This is a genomic window from Streptomyces sp. NPDC005963, assembly GCF_040638655.1.
Lineage (GTDB): Bacteria > Actinomycetota > Actinomycetes > Streptomycetales > Streptomycetaceae > Streptomyces.
In genome coordinates this window covers 166446-184704 of the sequence record NZ_JBEXVD010000011.1, presented here as the reverse complement: position 1 = coordinate 184704, position 18259 = coordinate 166446, and the positions used below count along the sequence as shown (strand labels likewise).

At 69.9% G+C, this 18259-nt stretch carries 14 protein-coding genes and 1 pseudogene; 6 read left to right on the top strand and 9 right to left on the bottom strand.

What is annotated here, in order from left to right; translation table 11 throughout:
* Both ABZ348_RS17785 and ABZ348_RS17780 read right to left on the bottom strand, forming a co-directional pair.
* On the bottom strand, positions 1 to 1023 hold a 1023-nt coding region (locus ABZ348_RS17785; protein ID WP_358933966.1), incomplete at its 3' end, for an immediate early protein.
* Positions 1020 to 1598 carry a sigma-70 family RNA polymerase sigma factor gene (locus ABZ348_RS17780; RefSeq protein ID WP_358933964.1) on the bottom strand — a complete coding sequence of 193 codons (579 nt, stop codon included), beginning with the start codon at positions 1596 to 1598 and terminating at the stop codon, positions 1020 to 1022. The genes ABZ348_RS17780 and ABZ348_RS17785, both read right to left, overlap by 4 nt.
* A gap of 380 nt (positions 1599 to 1978) precedes the next feature.
* Between ABZ348_RS17780 and ABZ348_RS17775 the strand changes: the two are divergent.
* The 3 genes and pseudogenes from ABZ348_RS17775 to ABZ348_RS17765 form a co-directional block, all read left to right on the top strand.
* Positions 1979 to 2311 (top strand): annotated as a pseudogene (locus ABZ348_RS17775) (STAS domain-containing protein); the annotation flags it as partial.
* A gap of 230 nt (positions 2312 to 2541) precedes the next feature.
* The gene (locus ABZ348_RS17770; RefSeq protein ID WP_358933962.1) at positions 2542 to 3057 is read left to right on the top strand and encodes an EF-hand domain-containing protein; all 516 of its coding nucleotides are present in this window, start codon (positions 2542 to 2544) and stop codon (positions 3055 to 3057) included.
* A gap of 909 nt (positions 3058 to 3966) precedes the next feature.
* A complete protein-coding gene (locus ABZ348_RS17765) occupies positions 3967 to 4425 on the top strand; it encodes an ATP-binding protein (RefSeq protein WP_358933960.1) in 459 nt (152 codons plus the stop codon).
* Between the two features lie 155 nt (positions 4426 to 4580).
* Here the strand turns inward: ABZ348_RS17765 and ABZ348_RS17760 are convergent, their stop codons facing one another.
* Positions 4581 to 5564, bottom strand: a complete 984-nt coding sequence (locus tag ABZ348_RS17760; protein ID WP_358933958.1) for a helix-turn-helix domain-containing protein — start codon at positions 5562 to 5564, stop codon at positions 4581 to 4583.
* A 172-nt stretch (positions 5565 to 5736) separates the two neighbouring features.
* Between ABZ348_RS17760 and ABZ348_RS17755 the strand changes: the two genes are divergently transcribed.
* Complete coding sequence (locus tag ABZ348_RS17755) at positions 5737 to 7047, top strand: MFS transporter (protein ID WP_358933956.1); 1311 nt, start codon at positions 5737 to 5739, stop codon at positions 7045 to 7047.
* A 68-nt stretch (positions 7048 to 7115) separates the two neighbouring features.
* Here ABZ348_RS17755 and ABZ348_RS17750 read toward each other — a convergent pair whose 3' ends face one another.
* The 4 genes from ABZ348_RS17750 to ABZ348_RS17735 form a co-directional block, all read right to left on the bottom strand.
* Entirely contained in the window at positions 7116 to 8465 is a 1350-nt protein-coding gene (locus ABZ348_RS17750; RefSeq protein ID WP_358933954.1) for a cytochrome P450, read from the bottom strand.
* Positions 8466 to 8735: 270 nt separating this feature from the next.
* Entirely contained in the window at positions 8736 to 10097 is a 1362-nt protein-coding gene (locus ABZ348_RS17745; protein ID WP_358934043.1) for a cytochrome P450, read from the bottom strand.
* Between the two features lie 562 nt (positions 10098 to 10659).
* The gene (locus tag ABZ348_RS17740) at positions 10660 to 11817 is read right to left on the bottom strand and encodes an NAD(P)/FAD-dependent oxidoreductase (RefSeq protein WP_358933952.1); all 1158 of its coding nucleotides are present in this window, start codon (positions 11815 to 11817) and stop codon (positions 10660 to 10662) included.
* A gap of 217 nt (positions 11818 to 12034) precedes the next feature.
* Positions 12035 to 12715, bottom strand: a complete 681-nt coding sequence (locus ABZ348_RS17735; RefSeq protein ID WP_358933950.1) for a pyridoxal 5'-phosphate synthase — start codon at positions 12713 to 12715, stop codon at positions 12035 to 12037.
* An 81-nt stretch (positions 12716 to 12796) separates the two neighbouring features.
* On the opposite strand from ABZ348_RS17735, the gene ABZ348_RS17730 reads away from it, so the two are divergent.
* Positions 12797 to 13381 carry a TetR family transcriptional regulator gene (locus ABZ348_RS17730; RefSeq protein WP_358933948.1) on the top strand — a complete coding sequence of 195 codons (585 nt, stop codon included), beginning with the start codon at positions 12797 to 12799 and terminating at the stop codon, positions 13379 to 13381.
* Positions 13382 to 13715: 334 nt separating this feature from the next.
* Here ABZ348_RS17730 and ABZ348_RS17725 read toward each other — a convergent pair whose 3' ends face one another.
* A complete protein-coding gene (locus ABZ348_RS17725; RefSeq protein ID WP_358933946.1) occupies positions 13716 to 16082 on the bottom strand; it encodes a PQQ-binding-like beta-propeller repeat protein in 2367 nt (788 codons plus the stop codon).
* A 535-nt stretch (positions 16083 to 16617) separates the two neighbouring features.
* Between ABZ348_RS17725 and ABZ348_RS17720 the strand changes: the two genes are divergently transcribed.
* Positions 16618 to 17265 carry a TetR family transcriptional regulator gene (locus ABZ348_RS17720; protein ID WP_358933944.1) on the top strand — a complete coding sequence of 216 codons (648 nt, stop codon included), beginning with the start codon at positions 16618 to 16620 and terminating at the stop codon, positions 17263 to 17265.
* A gap of 225 nt (positions 17266 to 17490) precedes the next feature.
* Here ABZ348_RS17720 and ABZ348_RS17715 read toward each other — a convergent pair whose 3' ends face one another.
* Positions 17491 to 18243, bottom strand: coding sequence for a L,D-transpeptidase (locus tag ABZ348_RS17715; RefSeq protein WP_358933942.1), 753 nt, complete (start codon positions 18241 to 18243; stop codon positions 17491 to 17493).
* Positions 18244 to 18259 lie beyond the last annotated feature (16 nt).

The following is an 18259-nucleotide window of genomic DNA, read 5'->3' as shown; positions in this document are numbered from 1 at the left end:
CAGGGGGAGCGAGAACTCTCCGTACGAGACGGAGAGTTCGGCGACGCCCCGACCGGCGAACGACACCGTACGCACCAGGGTGTGGCTCTGGTCCCGGCACGGAGAGTGCACGTCGTCCGTGGTCTGGCGGGCCTCGTTCCGCCAGAACTGTTCGGTGCGACGGGTCGGCGAGGCGGGAGCGTCCCGACCGAGCGGATCGTCGAGCCCAAGTGCGCCCGCCACCAGGCCGTCGACCGTCAGGAGGTGGCCGATGACCCCGGCCACGGTGGTCGAGCGGTGGGCGCGTTGGGTGCCGTCGAACCACTTGAGCTGTACCGGTGCGTTCCACTCGGATTCCCCGAAGTCCCGCAGCAGGGCGTCGAGGCGGGCCGTCTCGGCGTCGTAGGGGGTTGCCCACTCCGGTACGGGGATGCGGGCGGGGCGCCGGCCCAGGCAGTTCTCCAGTACCCGGAACCTCAGCAGCGGGTCGAGATCGAGGTCACGGCCCGGATGCAGCAGGCCCACGGCGTCCCTCAGCCGCAGGGCTTCATCGGCGCACGGGGCGCACTCGCCGAGGTGGATCTCCACGGCCTCGGTCTCATCGGCGGAACAGGCCGCCAGTGCCCAGGCGCCGAGGAGGGACTTCAGGACGCTGTGGGACGGGGTCCCGGCGCCGCTGCCGGATTCAGGGGACATATCGGCCTCGGGCGGGGTGGTGGCTCGGTCGGTGTGTTCCGGCGTCCCGGGGCGGTCCGGCTGCGCTGGGCGATCGGCTGGTTCGGGGGCTGCGGGCTGGTCGGGGCTCTCGGGCTCGGGCGGGGCGTGTTCTTCGGGGCCGTGTATCGCTTCGTCCGCAGTGGACCGTTCGGCGCGGGGACGCTGTCCGTGAGCCGGGGCCGGGGGCGGCGGATGGGGATGCCGGGGCAATGGATCGAGGTCGTCCGCGGCCGCTCGGGGCGCCGGGATGCGGGGGACGTTCCGTATCCCCTCCCGGTCACCGGGAGAACCGGGTTCCCCGGGTCCGCTGCCGATCGGCCCGTTCACAGTGACCGCCCGTAGCCGGGCGGGGAAGAACCCTCCAACGGGCGGGTGTGCGCCGTCGACAGCAGTTGGAGACCGAGACGCAGTCGACGCCGGGCCTCGTCCTCGGTCACCCCGAGGTCGGCGGCGGTCTGGCGGTAGTCCCGGCGCTGGAAGTAGGCCAGTTCGAGCGCGGCCCGCAGGGGCGCCGGCATCGAGGTGACGATGTAGTCCGCGCGGGCGGCTGCTGCTGCCTTGCGCACCTTCTGCTCCAGTTCGTCCACGGAACTCTCGCCGGTCGCTATGGCCCGTGCCTCACTCTGACGCAGTCGGTGCAGGGCCTGGCTGTTGGTGAGTTTGGCCACCCAGGAGCGCAGCGAGCCCTGTTTCGGGTCGTACGCGTCCGGGTTCTCCCAGATGTAGCCGAAGACTTCGCGGGTCACCAGGTCTGCCGCGTCCTCGTCGTCGAGCACGCGGTGGGCCAACATATGCACCAGCGAAGCGAACTTGTCGTACAGCTCGCCCAACGCCGCGGCCTCACCCCGGGCCAACCGCTGCTGCATCTTGCGGTCCCAGCGCAGTGGTGTGTCCTTTGCCATGCGGCCCCCAAAGCCTTCCCTGCGGTCTGCTCCTGTGCCGGTCAGCGTCAACGGGCAAGCGCCGCCGGATGTCTGCGGCCGGTGTCGCCCCCTTTCGAATGTAATGCGGCCGTCCAGGACGCACGCCTCTTTGCACTAAGTGCGCCCCCAAGGGGAGACGGAGATGGTAGTGAGCCTCCGGTCCTGCTCTAAACCTGCCACCGGTACGGGGTTTCATGCCTGGCTGACAGGGAAGGCGGGCCAGAAGCGCGAATTCCGTTCTCGGTTCCGCATCAGGTTTCCCCTGCTGCGAATCGCAAACGAGTTCGCTCGTTGGTCGTGAGGCACGGTCCGGATCGGGTTCGACAGGGGCACCAGGGCGCAAGCGGAGGTTTCAGGCAGTGACGCTGAAGGTGGACGAGACCCGGCGGGGCGCATGGAACGTACTGCGCATCAGGGGCGAGTTGGACCTTGTGTCCTCGCCCCGGGTACGTCAGCAGGTGCACGAGGCGGTGGCGGCAGGGCGTCGGAACGTGGTGCTGGACCTGTCGGAAGTGGTGTTCTGCGATTCCAGCGGGGTGGGCGTGCTGATCGCCGCCCGACGGCTGCTGCACTCCTGTGGCGGGCGGCTGCGGCTGGTGCTGCCCGCTCGTGGGCCGGTGGGCTCGACCGAACCCGCGCACGTGAACCGGGTGCTGGGTGCGCTCGGCGTGCGTCGACTCTTCGACGTCCATGAGTCGGCGCTCGCTGCGACCGCTCCGACGAAGGGACCGACGACGCTTCCCGTCGCCGTGGCGTCCCGGAGCAAGGCACATTCGGCCGGCCCCGCAGACGACGGCGAAACGGAGCCACTCTCCGCCTGAGTCGGGCGTCGAGCGGCGCAAAGTAGCAGGTCGCAGATGAGCTCCGGTTAATTTGACGGGTACTTGCACCCTTCAGGGTTTCGGGGCCGTACTCTCCCCGCATGGACAGCGCAGAGTACGAGCGCAAGATCGCGTCTCGTTTCGCCGCCTTCGATCAGGACGGCAACGGCTTTATCGACCGCGAGGACTTCAGCGGGGCAGCCGCCAGGCTGCTCGCCGAGTTCTCCACGACCGCACGCTCAGACAAGGGTCAGGCCCTCTACAACGGCGCGGAAGCCTTCTGGCAGGGCATGGCGGGGATCGCCGACGTGGACGGCGACCAGCGCGTGAGCCGACAGGAGTTCATCACGGGCGCGGTGAAGCGACTGCGGGACAATCCGCAGCGGTTCACCGAGATCGCCCGTCCCTTCCTCCACGCGGTGGTCGCGGTCGCCGACGAGGACGGTGGCGGCGTGACGCGGTCGGCGGCCGAGCGGGTGCTCACGGTACTGGGTGTGGACGCCTCCCTCGCGGGGGAGGTGGCGCGCGGGTTGGACGCCGACGACGACGGCCGGATCACCGAAGAGGAGATCCTGTCCGCCTTCGCTGGGTACTACGTGACCCCTGAGCAGCCCTGACCTGAGGTTTCCCGCCCTCAGGGAGACACCTGGGGGCTTCGGCCGCACCGGCTCAGACCAACTGGGCCGGTGCGGGGAATCGATGCGTCGCCGTAGGACGCCCCTCCTTGAGAGTCCCCGAGGGGTTCCACGAGATCTTCTCCTCAACGCCATTCCGTCCGAACGCGCGCCCTGCTCCTCACCCCAAGGAGTGTTGTACGGGAGTTCCATGGAGCGCGCGCGTCTCGCGGATCAGTGGCGCCACGCCCAGGGGTTTGGGCGATTTGGGTGGTCTGCCATGAGGTCCGGGACGTCAAGCGCATGTCCTGCGAGGGCTCGTACGACGGAATTCGGCGCCTTCGTCGCCGGCGTCGACACCCCGTGGAGCAAACCTCGTCCACGTCTTCGGAAGCGGTCGTTCCGTCCTGGCGACACTGTTGCGGCGCGCCGGTTGGACGGGCGGGCCACGGCTCTGCCAGGCCCGGAACCCCGCCGGTTCCGGGCGGAGCGAGTCCGCCGATCGACGCGACCCCCGGTGCCGGTACCGGTGACCGGTTGCACACGAGAAGGGTGGGGAGAGGGGTTCCACCGTTGCTGGGGTGACGCAGCGTTGATATCGGGTTGTGTCCTTCGGTCTGCCGTCACTGCCCATGGGGAGGGCTCGCCTCCGGTACGCTCCGTGAGATGCGAGTCGGAATGATTCCCCTGGCCCACAAGGCCGCGAGCGTCTGTTCGACTCCCCGCAGCGCGCGTCGCACAGCATGCGGCACGGGTAATCCTTCACGCTGGAATATGCCCGAAGCGCTTGTTGCGGTGACTGTACGTCAACCATGCTGTCTCGCAAGGGAGTCACGTTCAGTGACCTGGTCGAGGTCGATGACCCAGTCGAGGCGCGAGGCGATGTGTCCGCCGGTTCGGATGGTGTGAGCGGTGCAGGTGCTCCAGGTTCAGTTGGAGGTCGGACCCGATCCCGCGGAGGTGGGACGTGCTCGGAGATGGGCCAGGTCACGGCTCGTCGGCTCCGGGATAGGGGCCGATGAGCCACTGGCCGACACCTTGATCCTGTTGATTTCGGAGCTGGTCACCAACGCCGTGGTCCACACGGGTTGTCCGGCCGTCCTCCGGATGCTCTTCGGGGCGGGGGTGGCCGAGGCCGGAACCGTTCGGGTCGAGGTGGCCGACAACTGCGCCAGACCGCCCCGTCAGCGCCACGCCGACGGCGATGACACCAATGGGCGGGGACTGGAACTGGTGGACGGACTCGCCGATCGATGGGGCTGGAAGCCGGAGGGCTCGGGCAAGTCGATCTGGTGCGAGGTAGATCGTGGGGTGCCCGAGGTCGCCTACGGGCGCGTGGTCGCCCGACGACTCGCCACAGCCCGGCGCTGACGCCGCCGCGTCCGTGCGTTCCGCATCGGTCGAAGCCGATGCGGAACTCCGGACGGATGCGGAGCTTCTGGAAGGCAGGAGGCGGCGGCCCATCCCGGCTGTTCTCGCGCCGGGGGCCGCTCGGTGCGCACCGACGAACGCGGCCAAGACACGACCTAGCAGTGGCTCCCGTTGCTCCGAAAGGTGCGGCGGTAGACCGTCGGGGCCACGCCCAGTGCGGCTTGGAAGTGCTGCCGCAGTGACTGCGCCGTACCGAAACCGCACTCCCGGGCCACCAGGTCCATCGAACGGTCGGTGGCCTCCAGGAGTTGGCGGGCCCGCTCCACCCGCTGCTGGGTGAGCCACTGCCCCGGGCTCACCCCCATCTCCGCACGGAACCGTCGGGTGAAGGAGCGGACGCTCGTCGACTCGCGTTCGGCCAGGTCCCGCAGTTGGAGCGACTCACCGAGGTGCCGCAACGCCCACTCCCGTGCGGCGGCGGTGCTCGCCGACTGGGCCTCGGGGACCGGCCGCAGGATGTACTGGGCCTGGCCGCCGTCGCGGTGTGGCGGTACGACGCTCTTACGGGCCGTGTCATTGGCGACGGCCGCGCCGTGGTCACGGCGGACGAGATGGATGCACAGGTCGATGCCGGCCGCCACACCGGCGGAGGTCAACACGTCCCCGTCGTCCACGTACAGCACGTCCGCGTCCACGGAGACGGCCGGGAACAGTCGCTGGAAGCGCTCCGTCCAGGCCCAGTGGGTGGTGGCGGGTCTGCCGTCGAGCAGGCCGGCCGCGGCGAGGAAGAAGCTGCCGGTACAGATCGAAGCGATGCGGGTGCCCGGGCGTATGCGGGTGAAGATCTCGGCGAAGTCGTCCGGTAGCCGTCCGTCCTCGAAGAGCGAGGCCGGTTCATAACTGGCCGGGATGATCACCGTGTCGGCGCTCTCCAACGCGTCGAGCCCGTACGGCACATGGAGTTGGAAGTCCGCCTGGGTGGAGAGCAGGCCGGGGGTCGGGGTACAGGTGACGACCTCGTAGAGCGGTTCCCCCGCGGGTGAGAACGCCCGGCCGAAGATCCGGTGCGGGATGCTCAGTTCGAACGGGATCGTCAGGGGGAGCGCGAGGACCACCACGCGGTGTCGTGTGCCGGACAAGGACCCTCCTTCAGCGCCGTAGGCCCGGTCGGGCGCTTCGGACCCATGCCCCGGGCCTGCCCGGAACGGTCGGTTGAGGACAGCCGGTGGTCCTCGACGGTGGCCCGATCCTAGCGAAGCCTGTCCTTCGGGCCACTCGCTGGGGCGCACCGTCGAACGGATCCTGAACGGTGTGACCGCACCCCTGCTCAGCTCCCCTCGCATCCACCGCGCCTGGTCCGTGGCGGCCGTCGCCTTCGTCACGATCATCGGCGCCGCCGCGTTCGCCTCGCTGCCCGGGCTGTTGATCGACCCGCTGCACAGGGAGTTCGACTGGTCCCGTGGCACCATCGGCTTCGCCGTCTCGGTCAACCTCGCGCTCTACGGGCTGACCGCACCCTTCGCCGCGGCACTGATGGACCGCTTCGGAATCCGCCGGGTCGTCGCCGTCGCCCTCGCGGTGATCGCCCTCGGGTCGGGCCTGACCGTGGTGATGACCACCGCCTGGCAACTGGTCCTGTACTGGGGCGTGCTCGTCGGTCTCGGCAGCGGCTCCATGGCGTTGGCATTCGCCGCGACCGTCACCAACCGGTGGTTCGTCCGGCGACGCGGTCTGGTCACGGGCATCCTCACCGCGGCCGGCGCCTCCGGCCAACTGGTCTTCCTGCCCCTGCTGTCCTGGTTGGTGCAGGAGCACGGCTGGCGCCCGGCAGCCATCACCGTCGCCCTGTCCGCCCTCGCCGTCGTTCCCCTCGTCTGGCTGTTGCTGCGGGACCACCCCGCCGACGTGGGCACCACCGCCTATGGCGCGGAGGGCTTCACCCCCAAGCCCGATCCCGTGCCCGGTGCTGCCCGACGGGCGCTGAGGGTGTTGTTCCGAGCCGCCCGTACCGGGCCCTTCTGGCTGTTGGCGGGCACGTTCGCGATCTGCGGGGCCTCCACCAACGGGCTGGTGAAGACCCACTTCGTACCGGCCGCCCATGACCAAGGGATGCCGATCACGGCGGCTGCCTCCCTGCTCGCCGTCATCGGGGTGTTCGACGTGGTGGGCACGATCGCCTCGGGCTGGTTCACCGACCGTTACTCCGCCCGCCGGCTGTTGGCGGTCTACTACGCGCTGCGGGGCGTCAGCCTGCTCTTCCTGCCCGTGCTCCTCGCCCCCTCGGTACAGCCACCGATGATCTTCTTCATCGTCTTCTACGGGCTGGACTGGGTGGCGACGGTACCGCCGACGATCGCACTCTGCCGTGAGCACTACGGCGACGACAGCGCAGTCGTCTTCGGGTGGGTGCTCGCCTCGCACCAACTCGGCGCCGCAGTCGTCGCCTTCGCCGGCGGTGCCGCGCGGGACGTCTTCGGCTCCTACGACGTGGTGTGGTACGCCGCGGGCGCCCTGTGCGCGGTGGCGGCCCTGATGTCATTGGTGATCCGACGCCCGGACCCGGGGGTGCAGGACCAGGGCGAGGACGGGGTTCCGCGGATCGAGGAGGTCCGGGTCGGCTGACGGCAGCGACCGCGTGCCGGCAGCCGACCTGATGCACTGTCAGGTGTGGTGGGTTCGGGGTGGAGCGCTCAGCCGTCGATCCGTGGGTGGACGGTCATCAGGACCCGATCGGGGTTGGCCATCGCGGCCAGCATCTCGCGCGGAGTGTGACCCTCCACCGAGCCCAGTCGCCAGCGCCGGAGGATCGTCGCCAGGGCGACCGTGGCCTGGGTCCAGGCGAAGGCGTCCCCGATGCACTTGCGGTTGCCCGAGCCGAAGGGGACGACGGCCTCGCGCGGTAGCTCGGCACGGCGCTCGGGCAACCATCGGTCGGGGTCGAAGACGTCGGGCGCGGAGTAGATGGTGGGGTCCCGGTGCAGGGCGTACAGGCTGAAGGCCACTTCCGTACCGGCCGGCAGGGTGTATCCGCCGATCTCCACCGGCTCCAGGGCGCGGCGCATCAGCAGGACCACGCCGTGCAGCCGCAGGGATTCGTCCAGCACCCGCTGGATCAGGGACAGCCGGGGCACATCGGCGAAGCCCACGTCCTCGCCGCCCGTGACCTCCTCGATCTCGACTGCCGCTGCCCGGGCAATCTCGGGGTGCAGTGACAGGTGGTGGAGGGCCCAACTGAGGACCGAAGCCGTGGTCTCGCTGCCGGCGAAGAGGATGGTGACCAACTCGTCACGCACCTCCTCGTCGGTGAGGGCCTCGCCGGTGTCCGCGTCCCGCGCTTCCAGCAGTACGGACAGCAGATCCGCCCGGCCGTCCCGCGGTCCTGCGGCCCGGGTCTGCACCACCAGGCGGTCGATGACCGAGCGCATGTTGGCGGTGGCCCGATCGAACGAGCGCCACAGGGGCAGTCCGTCGAGGAGTTGGGGGGACGCCGTGCGCATCAACATGTTCTTCATGACGACCGGGAGCTCACGGCTGACCGTGTCGACCGCCTGTCGACCGATCTCGGCGGAGAACAAGGTTTCGGCCAAGGTCCGGATGGTCAGCGAGGTCACCTCGCGGTGCACGTCAACGCGTTGGCCGGGTGTCCAGGACTCGGCGAGGGCGTCCGCGTGGCGTCCCATCACCTCCACGTACCCGGATATCTGTTGTCGGTGGAACATCGGCTGCATCAGCCGCCGGTGCCGCCGGTGGGTGTCCCCGTCAGCGGTCGCGAGTCCGTTGCCCACCAGGGGCCGCACGCGCTGGAACAACCGGCCCTTCTCGAAGCTGCGCGCCTTGTTGACCGTGACCTCGTGGACGAGGGCGGGGCTGGTGGCGAAGCAGACCGGGAGGGTGCCGATGTCGACCCGGACGAATTCGCCGCTCTCGCGCAGGGACCGCATGAAGGCGAGGGGGCCGCGCATCAGTTTGAGGGTGTGACCGAGGAGGGGGATCGCGCCGGGTGCGCGGGGAATGGCCGACAACTCAAGCGACACCGACATGTCCTTTCGGAGGGGCATGCGCGAGTCCGGACCGCGGGGCGTATGCGGTCCGGTACGGGGACGGTGTAGGGGAACGGCGGCGGTGTTGATCAACTATCGCGCATAGTACCGATGGTTCTCGGCCATTCCAATGGGGCCTCGTCCCCGCTCGACAGCGGTGCCACACACCACGACGCCCCGCTCCCCGGCGGCCGATGGGCGACATCGACGGTGTTGCGGGAAGACGAGGGCGCATGGTGTCCCCTCCCGTGCGGGGGAGGGGCGGTCGGTCTACCGCCAGAAGAGCAGCGACTTCCACCAGGGGCGGGCGGCCTGCACGGCGGCGGCCGGGGCGGGGGTGCTCGCCGAGTTGGGCGCGGTCGCGGGCAGCGGTTGGGAGACCGGCACCGTGGTGCTGACCGCCCCTTCCTCACCCGTCCGCCAAGGGGTGAACTGCACGGGAAGTGCCGCCACCCTCCGGGTCAACCAGGCTCCCTCAGTGGTGAGTTCGCCTTCCGGCACGGCCAGTTGCACTCCCTTGAGCAGGGTCAGCAGCCGGTCGATGCCGGTGTCCGCGATGGCGCGGCCGATGTCCCGGCCCGGGCATTCGTGGGGCCCACTGCTGAAGGCCAGGTGTGAGCGGTTGCCGTGGACCGGTGCCGAGAGATCGGGGCGGATGGCCGGATCCGTATTGCCCGGTGCGAGACCCAACACCAGAAGGTCGCCCTCCTTGATCTGCTGGCCCCCGATCACCGTGTCGCCGGTGGCCCAGCGGCCGGGAACCATGGCGATCGGCGGGGTGTCCCACATCACCTGTTCCAGCGCGTCCGGCAGGGTCATCTGCCCCCCGGACAGACTGGCGCGGAACCGGGGGTCGGTGAGCACCAGGCGCAGGGTGTTGGCGATGAGGTTCACGGTGCCTTCGTGGGCGGCGACCAACACCAGCCGCAGGTGCTCCACGATCTCTTCGTCGGTGAGCTTCGACTCATGGGCGATGAGTCGCGACGCGAGGTCTCGACCGGGCTTGCGCTTCTTGTCCCTGACCAACTCGCTCAGGGTCTTGGTGACCATCTCATTGCTGGCCAGGGCCGTTTCGGTGCCCCGCATCAGGTCGAGGGTCGGCTCCACCAGGTCGGGGCCGTCCTCGGTCGCCTGCATCCCCAGGAGTTGGGTCATGACCAGCATGGGCAGTCGCTCGGCGTAGTCGTGGACGAGGTCCATCCGACCCGTCGCCGAGTACGCCTCGACCAACTGGTCCGTGTGGCGGACCACATAGCGCCGCACCCCGTGGCGGTCGAACTGGTCGAGGCCGTCGATGACCGCCTGTCGCAGTCGGGTGTGTTCGGCACCGTCCGCGAAGACACAGAGCGGCTGCCAGCCCACCATCGGCATCAACGGGGAGTCCGCGGCGATCTTCCCCTCCTGGAACGCCGTCCAGCGGCGTGAGTCCCGGGAGAACAGCGACGGCGTGCGCATCACTTCGAGGTTCTCCCGGTGCCCGAGCACCACCCACGCAGGGATGTCGCCGTGCAGCAGGACGGGCGCGACCGGGCCGTGCTCGCGGCGCAACGCCTCGTACATCTGCGTGGGATCGGCCTCGGCCTCGGGCCCGTAGAGCCGCCGCAGCCCGGTGGGGGCCAGACCGGAGCCCATGCCGTGGGCCGGGCAGCCCGGCGGAGGCGCGGGGTCCGAACCGTCGCTGAGGTGGTGGATGGTGGTCACGGGACCTCCGGAACGAGGGTGGATGTGGAAGGGGTGAAGCGGGGAACGCGAGGCGGACGGGCGAAGAGGGTGCGACAGCGCTCTCAGCGGCCCCGTACCGCCTGCCCGTCATGGGAGGCTCAAGGGAGGCGAGTTGATGGCGCCCGGACGCGGTCCGGCATCGCGACGGCAGCATAGCCGCGTACGAAATCGCGGGAACAGGCATCCCTTGACTGTTTTCACCACACAAGCCCCGGATGATACGGGTCAGTTGGCGTGAGGGGTCATCGGGGGCGCTGAAGAACAGCGGCCCCACCTGCGGATACTGCGGTGGCAACACATCCCCGGGAGCGGTCCAGCGCCTCCCTCGATCTCCACCACGGACGACAGCAACTGCACGCATGGCGGGCTGTCATCGCCCCGCTGCCTGCCCTGGCTCACCCCGGCCACCGCGACGGTCACTTGACCACCGTCAAGGGCGCCGCGGTCCAAGGTCGTACGACTACGACTACGACTACGACAGCGACTTCGCTATCTTGCGCGCGTCGATGCCCATCTCCCGGAGCATCCCGCTAATCGGGTTGGTGAAGCCGGTGAAGTACAGGCCCGGGGCCTGTTTGGGGGTGCGTCCGCCGCGGGTGCGGGGTTTGCCGCCGGCGTCCAGCACATCGAGGTGGCCGATCAACCCCTCCAGCGAGCGCCGGTACCCGGTCGCGGCGATCACCGTGTCCGGTGTGATGCTGCTGCCGTCCGCGAGCACCACTTTGTCCCCCTCGAAGGAGGCCAGTGCGGCGACCGGCTCCACGGACCCCTTGCGCACCGCCTGGATGAATCCCATGTCCTGGACAGGAATGGCTCCTTCGCGTGCCCGCTTGAGCAGACCCTTGTCCGGTCGGGGCAGTCCGTAGGGGGCCAGGTCGGGGACCGAGATCCGGGACAGGACGCGGGCCGCCGGGTCGACGAGCAGGGCGGGCAGCCTGCGGACGAGCACACCTGTCCGCTGGGTCGGCCAACCGAGGGTGGAGCGACGGACGATGTGTGGGGGCGTGCGGATCGCGAGGCGCACCCGGGACGCGCCCCCGGCGGCGAGGTCCACCGCTATCTCGGCGCCCGTGTTGCCCACCCCCACGACCAGGACGTCCTTGCCGGCGAACGGTCCGGGTGCGCGGTAGTCGCTCGCGTGCAGCAGCTCACCGGTGTACGAGTCCCGGCCCTCCCAGTCGGGCAGTGCGGGGGTGTGGTTGTAGCCGGTGGCTATCACCACGGCCCGCCCCGTCAGCCGGCGTCCGCCCGTGGCGTGCAACAGCCAGTCGTCGCCCGCGGGCTCGATGCGGGAGACCTCGACGCCCGTCACGATCTCCAGCTCGTGGAACTCCGCGTACTTCTCCAAGTAGCGCACCACGTCGTCACGGGACACCCACCGCCCGAACGAGCGGGGCATGGCGAGTCCGGGCAGGCCGGAGAGCTTTCGCGTGGTGTGCAGGTGCAGCCGGTCGTAGTGACCGCGCCAGGACGCGCCGACGGCATCGGACCGTTCCAACACCACGGCCCGCACGCCGCGTTCCCTCAGAGCAGCTGCGGCGGCGAGCCCACCCGGGCCGCCACCGATGATGTAGACGGGGCGTTCGTCCGTGAGGTCGATGACCTTGCGCTTGCCCTTTTCATCGGCCATGAGTCGTGAGCGTAATCGCCACCTCACGTGCTGGGTCTCAGTCAAGATGGAAATCGGTTGCGAATTGATCACGCAGGTAAGTCTTTTGTGCGATCCGTACGCAACTTTCCTATGTTTCCTGTTCACCTGTGCATATCTGCTGTATGTCTGCCGTATGTCTGCTGTGCGGTTCGCAGCGCACCGGAAGCCGCCCCGTGAACCGGCCGCAGCGGGGGCGTCAGGGCCAGAGCAGTTCCCGCTGCCAGCCCCTCCCGGGCCCGCCCCGGTAGCGCAGCCGGACGTGACGCCGTTCCGCATCGCCCTGGAAGAACTCCACCTCCCGCGGTGCCACCACGTACCGCGTCCAACTGGGCACCGGTGCATCGGGTTCCGTACGGGCCCGTTCCCAGGCCGCCCGCGACACCCGATCCAACTCCGCGAGCGAACCGAGCACCTCGCTCTGTCGGCCGGTGAGCGCGGCGGCCAGGGCACCCGTGGAGCGGGCGTGGAGGTCCGCCAGGCCCTGCGCCGAGTCGGTCGCGGTGACCGTGCCGCGCACCCGGACCTGACGCCCCTGGACCGACCAGTAGAAGCCCAGCGCCGCCTCGGGCGTCACGGCGAGTTGGCGCCCCTTCGCACTGGTGGAGTGCGTTGCGAAGTGCCATCCCTCCGCGTCCGCGTCGTGCAGCATCACCGTACGGACGTCCGGCCGTGCCCGCTCGTCCACCGTGGCGAGGCTCATGGTGTGCGGTTCGGGCTGTCCGGCCGTGCACGCCTCGACGAACCACCGGTGGAACAGGGCCAGCGGTGCATCGGGGACGTCGGTGGGATCGAAGGCGGGCAGTGTGGTGTCCCAGACCCGCTGGGAGCGGAGGAGGGCACGGAAGTCCCTGCCGGGGTCGTGGAGGTCCTGGTCCATGGGCCCAGTGAACACCACTGTGCCTATAGTGGTTAACCGGTCGTGCCGGAACCCCGGCACGGCGGCGAAAGGGATCGATGTATGCGGCAGAACCTGGCCCGGCGCGCCGCTCTGGTCGACGGGGCCATCGAGGTCCTGGCCCGCGACGGCGCCCGGGGGCTCACCTTCCGGGCGGTCGACATCGAAGCCGACGTGCCCAAGGGGACGGCGTCCAACTACTTCACCAACCGCGACGACCTCCTCAACCAGGCCGGCGGCCGGATCTACGAGCGGATGCGCCCGGACGACGAGGCGCTCGCCCGGATGACCGCCGGTCCTGCGACCCGCGAGCACACCGCCGAACTGGTGCGGGAGGTCGTGGAGCGGGTCACCTCGTTCCGCACCGGCTACCTCGCCCTGTTGGAACTGCGACTGGAGGCCACCCGACGACCTCAGTTGCGGGCCCTGCTGACCGAACGGGTGGGCGCAGACGTCCGGGCGAACGTCGACGGGCACCTCTCGTCGGGCCTGCCCGGTGACGCCGATGCCGTCAGGATGATCTATCTGGCAACCAACTGGCTGGTGGTGGAACGGCTCACCCTGCCCGATGTCTTTCCCCCCGAACAGGCCGCCGACCTGATCACCGAGCTGGTGAAGCGGTTGATCCCGGCCGATGCCGAGGGGTGAGCACGACGGGGAGCCGGCGCCCTTCGCCACACCGGTAGCACCACGGATATGACCTGTCGGGACGCGGGCGGGCAGGGACGGCCGTCGTACCGGTTGCGGAAGGGGCTTCCGTACGGCGACCGCCGCCTTAGACGCTACGCCCGAGCCTTGCGGAGCGCCACGGGAACCTCCGTAGCGCCCGTCCCGAAGACACTCCCCAGGACTTTCTCCAGGACATCCCCCAGGACATCCCCCAGGACATTCGCCAGACGCTTCCCGGGATCTTCCTGCTGGACCAGCGCACGCGAGGCCGACATCAGCGCACGCGAGGCCGACGAGATCCGGAACAAGGGCCCTAGCGGCCCCCGCGGCCGGTCGCCGTGCCCTTCACCGCGTCGAGCGCGTACACACAGCGGTCCTTGCTGCACGCGTACACCACTCCACCGCGTGCCACCGGTGAGCCGGTGATCTCGCCGCCCGTCGCCAGCTTCCAGCGCAACTGCCCCCCACTGGCGTCCAGCGTGTACAGCACGTGGTCCGCCGAGCCGAAGTGGACCCGTCCGTCCGCGACCACCGGGGAGCCGATGACCTCTCCGCCGGCGGCGAAGCGCCACATCGGGGTGCCGGTCACCGCATCCAGCGTGTAGAGCGCGCTGCCACTGCCGACGTGCACGTTCCCGCCGGTGACCAGCACGGGTTCGATGGACTGGCGCGGCTCGGTGGCGATGCGCCAACGGTCCTTGCCCGTGGTCGAGTCCAGTGCGTACACGGTGCCGAGGTAGTCGGCCAGGTACACCCCGCCGCCGGTGACCGCGGCGCCCGGTGCGTACGCGGGCGGACACAGGAAGACCGCGGGCGCCTCGAAGTGCCAGCGCACCCGCCCGTCCGCGATGCCGATCGCCAGGGCCCTGGTGCCCGCCGAGACGTACACCTGCCCGTCGGGCGCGGGTTGGACCCGCACCGGGACGTTTCCGCAGGACGCTGCGTCCCCGATGGGGTAGGACCAGCGTTCGATGCCGGTACGGGCCTCCAGGGCGCGCAGCCGGGCGTCCTTCCACACGTAGACGGTGTCGTCGAATATGACGGGCCCGGCCTCGACGGTTTCGAACTCCGTCTGCGCCCCGGTCAACTCCCACAGCTTCTCGCCGTTGGACGCCTCCCACGCCTGTACGCCGCCGCCCCGGGTCCCCGTGAGCACCGTGCCCCGGTCGGCCTTGATCGAGTACACCCAGGCGTCGGTCTGAAGGCGCCAGCGCTCCTGACCGTTCGTGGCGTCGAGCGCATAGAGCGTCGGTCCGTCGGACGCGTGGATGCGACCGCCGTTGACCGTCATCGACCAGGCCACGTCGCGCGTCTTGAACTGCCGGCGTCCCGTGCCCACGTCGAGCGCGTGCACCTCGAACGAGGTGACGTAGAGCAGATTGCCGTCCACGACCGGTGTGCCCCAGACGTCGTTGGACATCCGGAACCGCCAGGGGCGCCAGGGGGAGGAGCCGTCCTGCGGTGGGACGGGCTGGGACGGTGGCGACTGTGCGGGCACCGGGCCGGTGCCGGGCATGGGGACGACCGCCGAGCCGTTGACACCGGCCGGGGGCCGGATCCAACCGGTCGCGGCGAGCAGGTCGGGCGCCGGGCCGCGGCCGGTGTCCGCGACCCGGAGCCCCGGGCCGATGGGCGCCTTCGCCCCGGGCAACCGGACCGGCCCTGCGGCGCCCGTACGAGGGTCGTCGACCCGGGAGCGCGGGGCGGCCCAGTCGTTGTGGACGGGCTGCCGGGGCGGCTCGGGAGGCATGGGCGGAGGCTGGGGCGCGCGGGGTGCGGGAGCGGTGCGCCCACCGCCGCGGCGCCGTTCGATCATCGCTGTGGCGAGGTCCGGCAGCCAGGCCGAAGCCGTACCGCTGTCGTCGCTGCCGGAGAAGAGATGGGGCGCCAACTGTGCCTGGAGGTCTTCGGGCGACGGCCGTCGAGGTGCCTCCCGCTGCATACACGAGTCGATGAGCGGTCGCAGTTCATCGGGGAGACCGGCCAGGTCGGGGCCTTCGCGCAGCAGCATGAAGACGGTCTCGACCGGGTTCGCCCCGTGGAAGGGCGCATGGCCCGTGGCCGCGAAGACCAGCGTCGAGCCCAACGAGAACACATCGCTGGCGCCCGTCACGCTGCGTGAGTCCCGGGCTTGCTCGGGGGACATGTACGCGGGTGTGCCGACCGCCACGTTGGTCATCGTCAGCCGGGTGTTGGAGACGCCGGAGGCGATGCCGAAGTCGATGACCCGCGGCCCGTCCTCGACCACGAGGACGTTCGACGGCTTGAGGTCCCGGTGCACCAGGCCGGCGCCGTGGATGGACTGGAGCGCCTCGGCGATCCCCGCGGCGAGCCAGCGCACGGCCTGCGCGGGCAGGGGACCGCACTCGTTCACTATCTCTTCGAGCGAGGGCGCGGGGACGTACGCGGTGGCCAGCCAGGGCACGGCGGCCCGGGGGTCGGCGTCCACCACGGCCGCGGTGTAGAAGCCGCTGACGGCCCTGGCGGCCTCGACCTCGCGGGTGAAGCGGACTCGGAACAGCTGGTCCTCGGCGAGTTCGGTACGCACGGTCTTGATCGCCACTCGACGACCGGACGCCGAGCGGGCCAGGTACACCAGGCCCATGCCGCCGGCACCGAGCCGGCCCAGTACCTCGAACGGACCGATCCGTCTCGGATCGTGCTGCGTCAGCTGCTCCATTACCTGCCTGCCACCTCCCCGTACGGCCCCAGATCGAGCCGGGCCCGTCCATTACAGCGCCGTCCCGCGTCTCCGCTACTGAGACTCTCACCACTGAGACGCTCAGCGGCGGTGCCCAGCCTGATTCTTCCTGCCGAAAGCGTTGGTTGCGAACCCGGGGGCGGATCGGGGTGTCTCATACGGATTCGGGCACGGACCCCCGCTTCGGGCCGGTACGGTCCGCCTCCGCGGGCTTTCACCGGGCCGCGAAACGGTACGCACCACACCGACTTGGGCGACGTCGGAGGCCGAACCGCGATGGCCGGGCCGGGTGTGCGACCCGCTGCCGGAGTGGGGGCGCCCGGTGGTGCCCCGCCGCCGTCCACAGAAGGTGCGTGGCACTCGTCACACTCAACGTTCTGGGGCAATCCCGGGCACCGGCGATTGGATAAATCGAACATGTGCCCACTAGTCCGCCGTCCCGTGTTCACGGGGGCACCACCCCATTTGCAGTCGGCCGAATCGCGCCCCGATCACCCCTCGGTAAGCTGACGGCATGACAGGACAAGTACGCACAGTCGACGGCCGAGTGGCCGGACGGCGCGGCCAGGCGACGCGGCAGAAGCTGCTCGACTGCCTCAGCGAGATGCTCAGCTCCTCGCCGTACCGGGACGTCAAAGTCATCGACGTGGCCCGGAAAGCGGGCACTTCCCCCGCGACCTTCTACCAGTATTTCCCCGATGTCGAGGGCGCCGTCCTGGAGATTGCGGAAGAGACGGCGAAGGAGGGCACCGGGCTCACCGAACTGGTCGCCGGACGCTCCTGGGCCGGCAAGGCGGCCTGGCAGACCTCCGAGGAACTCGTCGAGGGCTTCCTGGACTTCTGGCGCCGCAACGACGCGATCCTGCGGGTCGTCGATCTGGGCGCAGCCGAGGGCGACAAGCGGTTCAACAAGCTCCGGATGAAGATCCTCAACTCGGTCACCGGCTCCCTCACCGACGCGGTGAAGGACCTCCAGGCCAAGGGCAGGGTGGACAAGGACATCAGCCCGGCGGCTGTGGCGGGCTCGCTCGTCGCGATGCTGTCCGCGGTGGCCTCGCACCAGAAGGGCTTCACCACCTGGGGCGTCAAGCAGGCCGAGCTGAAGCCCAACCTCGCACTGCTGGTGCACCTCGGCATCACGGGTCGCAAGCCGACCAGGTAGGGGCCTGCCCCCGCGGGCCCCACCCAACAGCTGCATCGCACGTTTCTCCCGGGTCGCTCCGACCCCACCGCTCAGCCCCCCTCCCCCTGAGCCGCGCAGTTCCCCCCCTCGCTTCCCGAACTGCTCCCGAACCGCCTCTGAACCGCTCTTGAGTTCCTCCCGCACTGCTCCTGAGTTACTCCTGAGCCGCTGTCGGGGTCGTTTCCGAGCCGCGCAGTCGCCCGTTCAGCCGTCCGTACCCGGCTTGGCCCCCCAGATGTACAACTGGTCGTCGACGTCCAGCAGGTCCCACAGCTTCTCCGCGTCCGACAGGCGCAGATTCACGCATCCCGCCGAGCCCCCGCCGTCGTACAGGTCGTCCGGGCGGCCGTGGAGAGCCTGGCCCCCGTCGAAGAACTGGGCGTACGGCATGGGTGCGTTGTCGTAGATCGTCGACACATGGTCTTTGCTGCGCCAGTAGATGGAGTGCCAGCCGAGCCGGGTCTCCTGGTCGTCCCGTCCGGTACGGATGGGGACGGCCGGGAAGACGACGTCCGCGTTGCGCTGCACCCAGAGCAGTTGTCGATCGAGGTCCACGCAGGTCACCCGGTAAGTGCGGACGGGGCAGTGCCCCTCGGCGTTGGGGAACTCCTGGGCGTCGACGGCGACCGCCATGCGATGGGTCGCCAGACCGGCGTAGCCGTCGGCCGGTTCGATGGAGTGTGCCGTCTGGAAGGCACGGATCGCCTCGCAGTCGGCCACCGACTGCACCCCGTCCACGGGACGTTCTAGGTGCTCCTCCAGGGGCCGCTGATACGGGCCGGTACCGCTGGTGCAGGGCGTGTCGCCGCTGCCGTTGCCCTCGCTGGTTGTCGCCAGCGCAGCCGGATGTGGCACGGCCAGGGCGATGGCGAGTGCCGCCACGGCCGTCAAGGGCAGCGCTGCTGTGGACCGGCCGGCGGATATCCGCCCTGGACGGCGTCGATCGGGGTTGCTCATGCGGTGCTCCGTCCTC

Coding starts and splice junctions, on each gene's coding strand:
- ABZ348_RS17715 (WP_358933942.1), bottom strand. CDS start 18,243: ATGAGCAACCCCGATCGACGCCGTCCAGGGCGGATATCCGCCGGCCGG.
- ABZ348_RS17735 (WP_358933950.1), bottom strand. CDS start 12,715: ATGGACCAGGACCTCCACGACCCCGGCAGGGACTTCCGTGCCCTCCTC.
- ABZ348_RS17770 (WP_358933962.1), top strand. CDS start 2,542: ATGGACAGCGCAGAGTACGAGCGCAAGATCGCGTCTCGTTTCGCCGCC.
- ABZ348_RS17720 (WP_358933944.1), top strand. CDS start 16,618: ATGACAGGACAAGTACGCACAGTCGACGGCCGAGTGGCCGGACGGCGC.
- ABZ348_RS17780 (WP_358933964.1), bottom strand. CDS start 1,598: ATGGCAAAGGACACACCACTGCGCTGGGACCGCAAGATGCAGCAGCGG.
- ABZ348_RS17730 (WP_358933948.1), top strand. CDS start 12,797: ATGCGGCAGAACCTGGCCCGGCGCGCCGCTCTGGTCGACGGGGCCATC.
- ABZ348_RS17740 (WP_358933952.1), bottom strand. CDS start 11,817: ATGGCCGATGAAAAGGGCAAGCGCAAGGTCATCGACCTCACGGACGAA.
- ABZ348_RS17745 (WP_358934043.1), bottom strand. CDS start 10,097: ATGGGCTCCGGTCTGGCCCCCACCGGGCTGCGGCGGCTCTACGGGCCC.
- ABZ348_RS17725 (WP_358933946.1), bottom strand. CDS start 16,082: ATGGAGCAGCTGACGCAGCACGATCCGAGACGGATCGGTCCGTTCGAG.
- ABZ348_RS17750 (WP_358933954.1), bottom strand. CDS start 8,465: ATGTCGGTGTCGCTTGAGTTGTCGGCCATTCCCCGCGCACCCGGCGCG.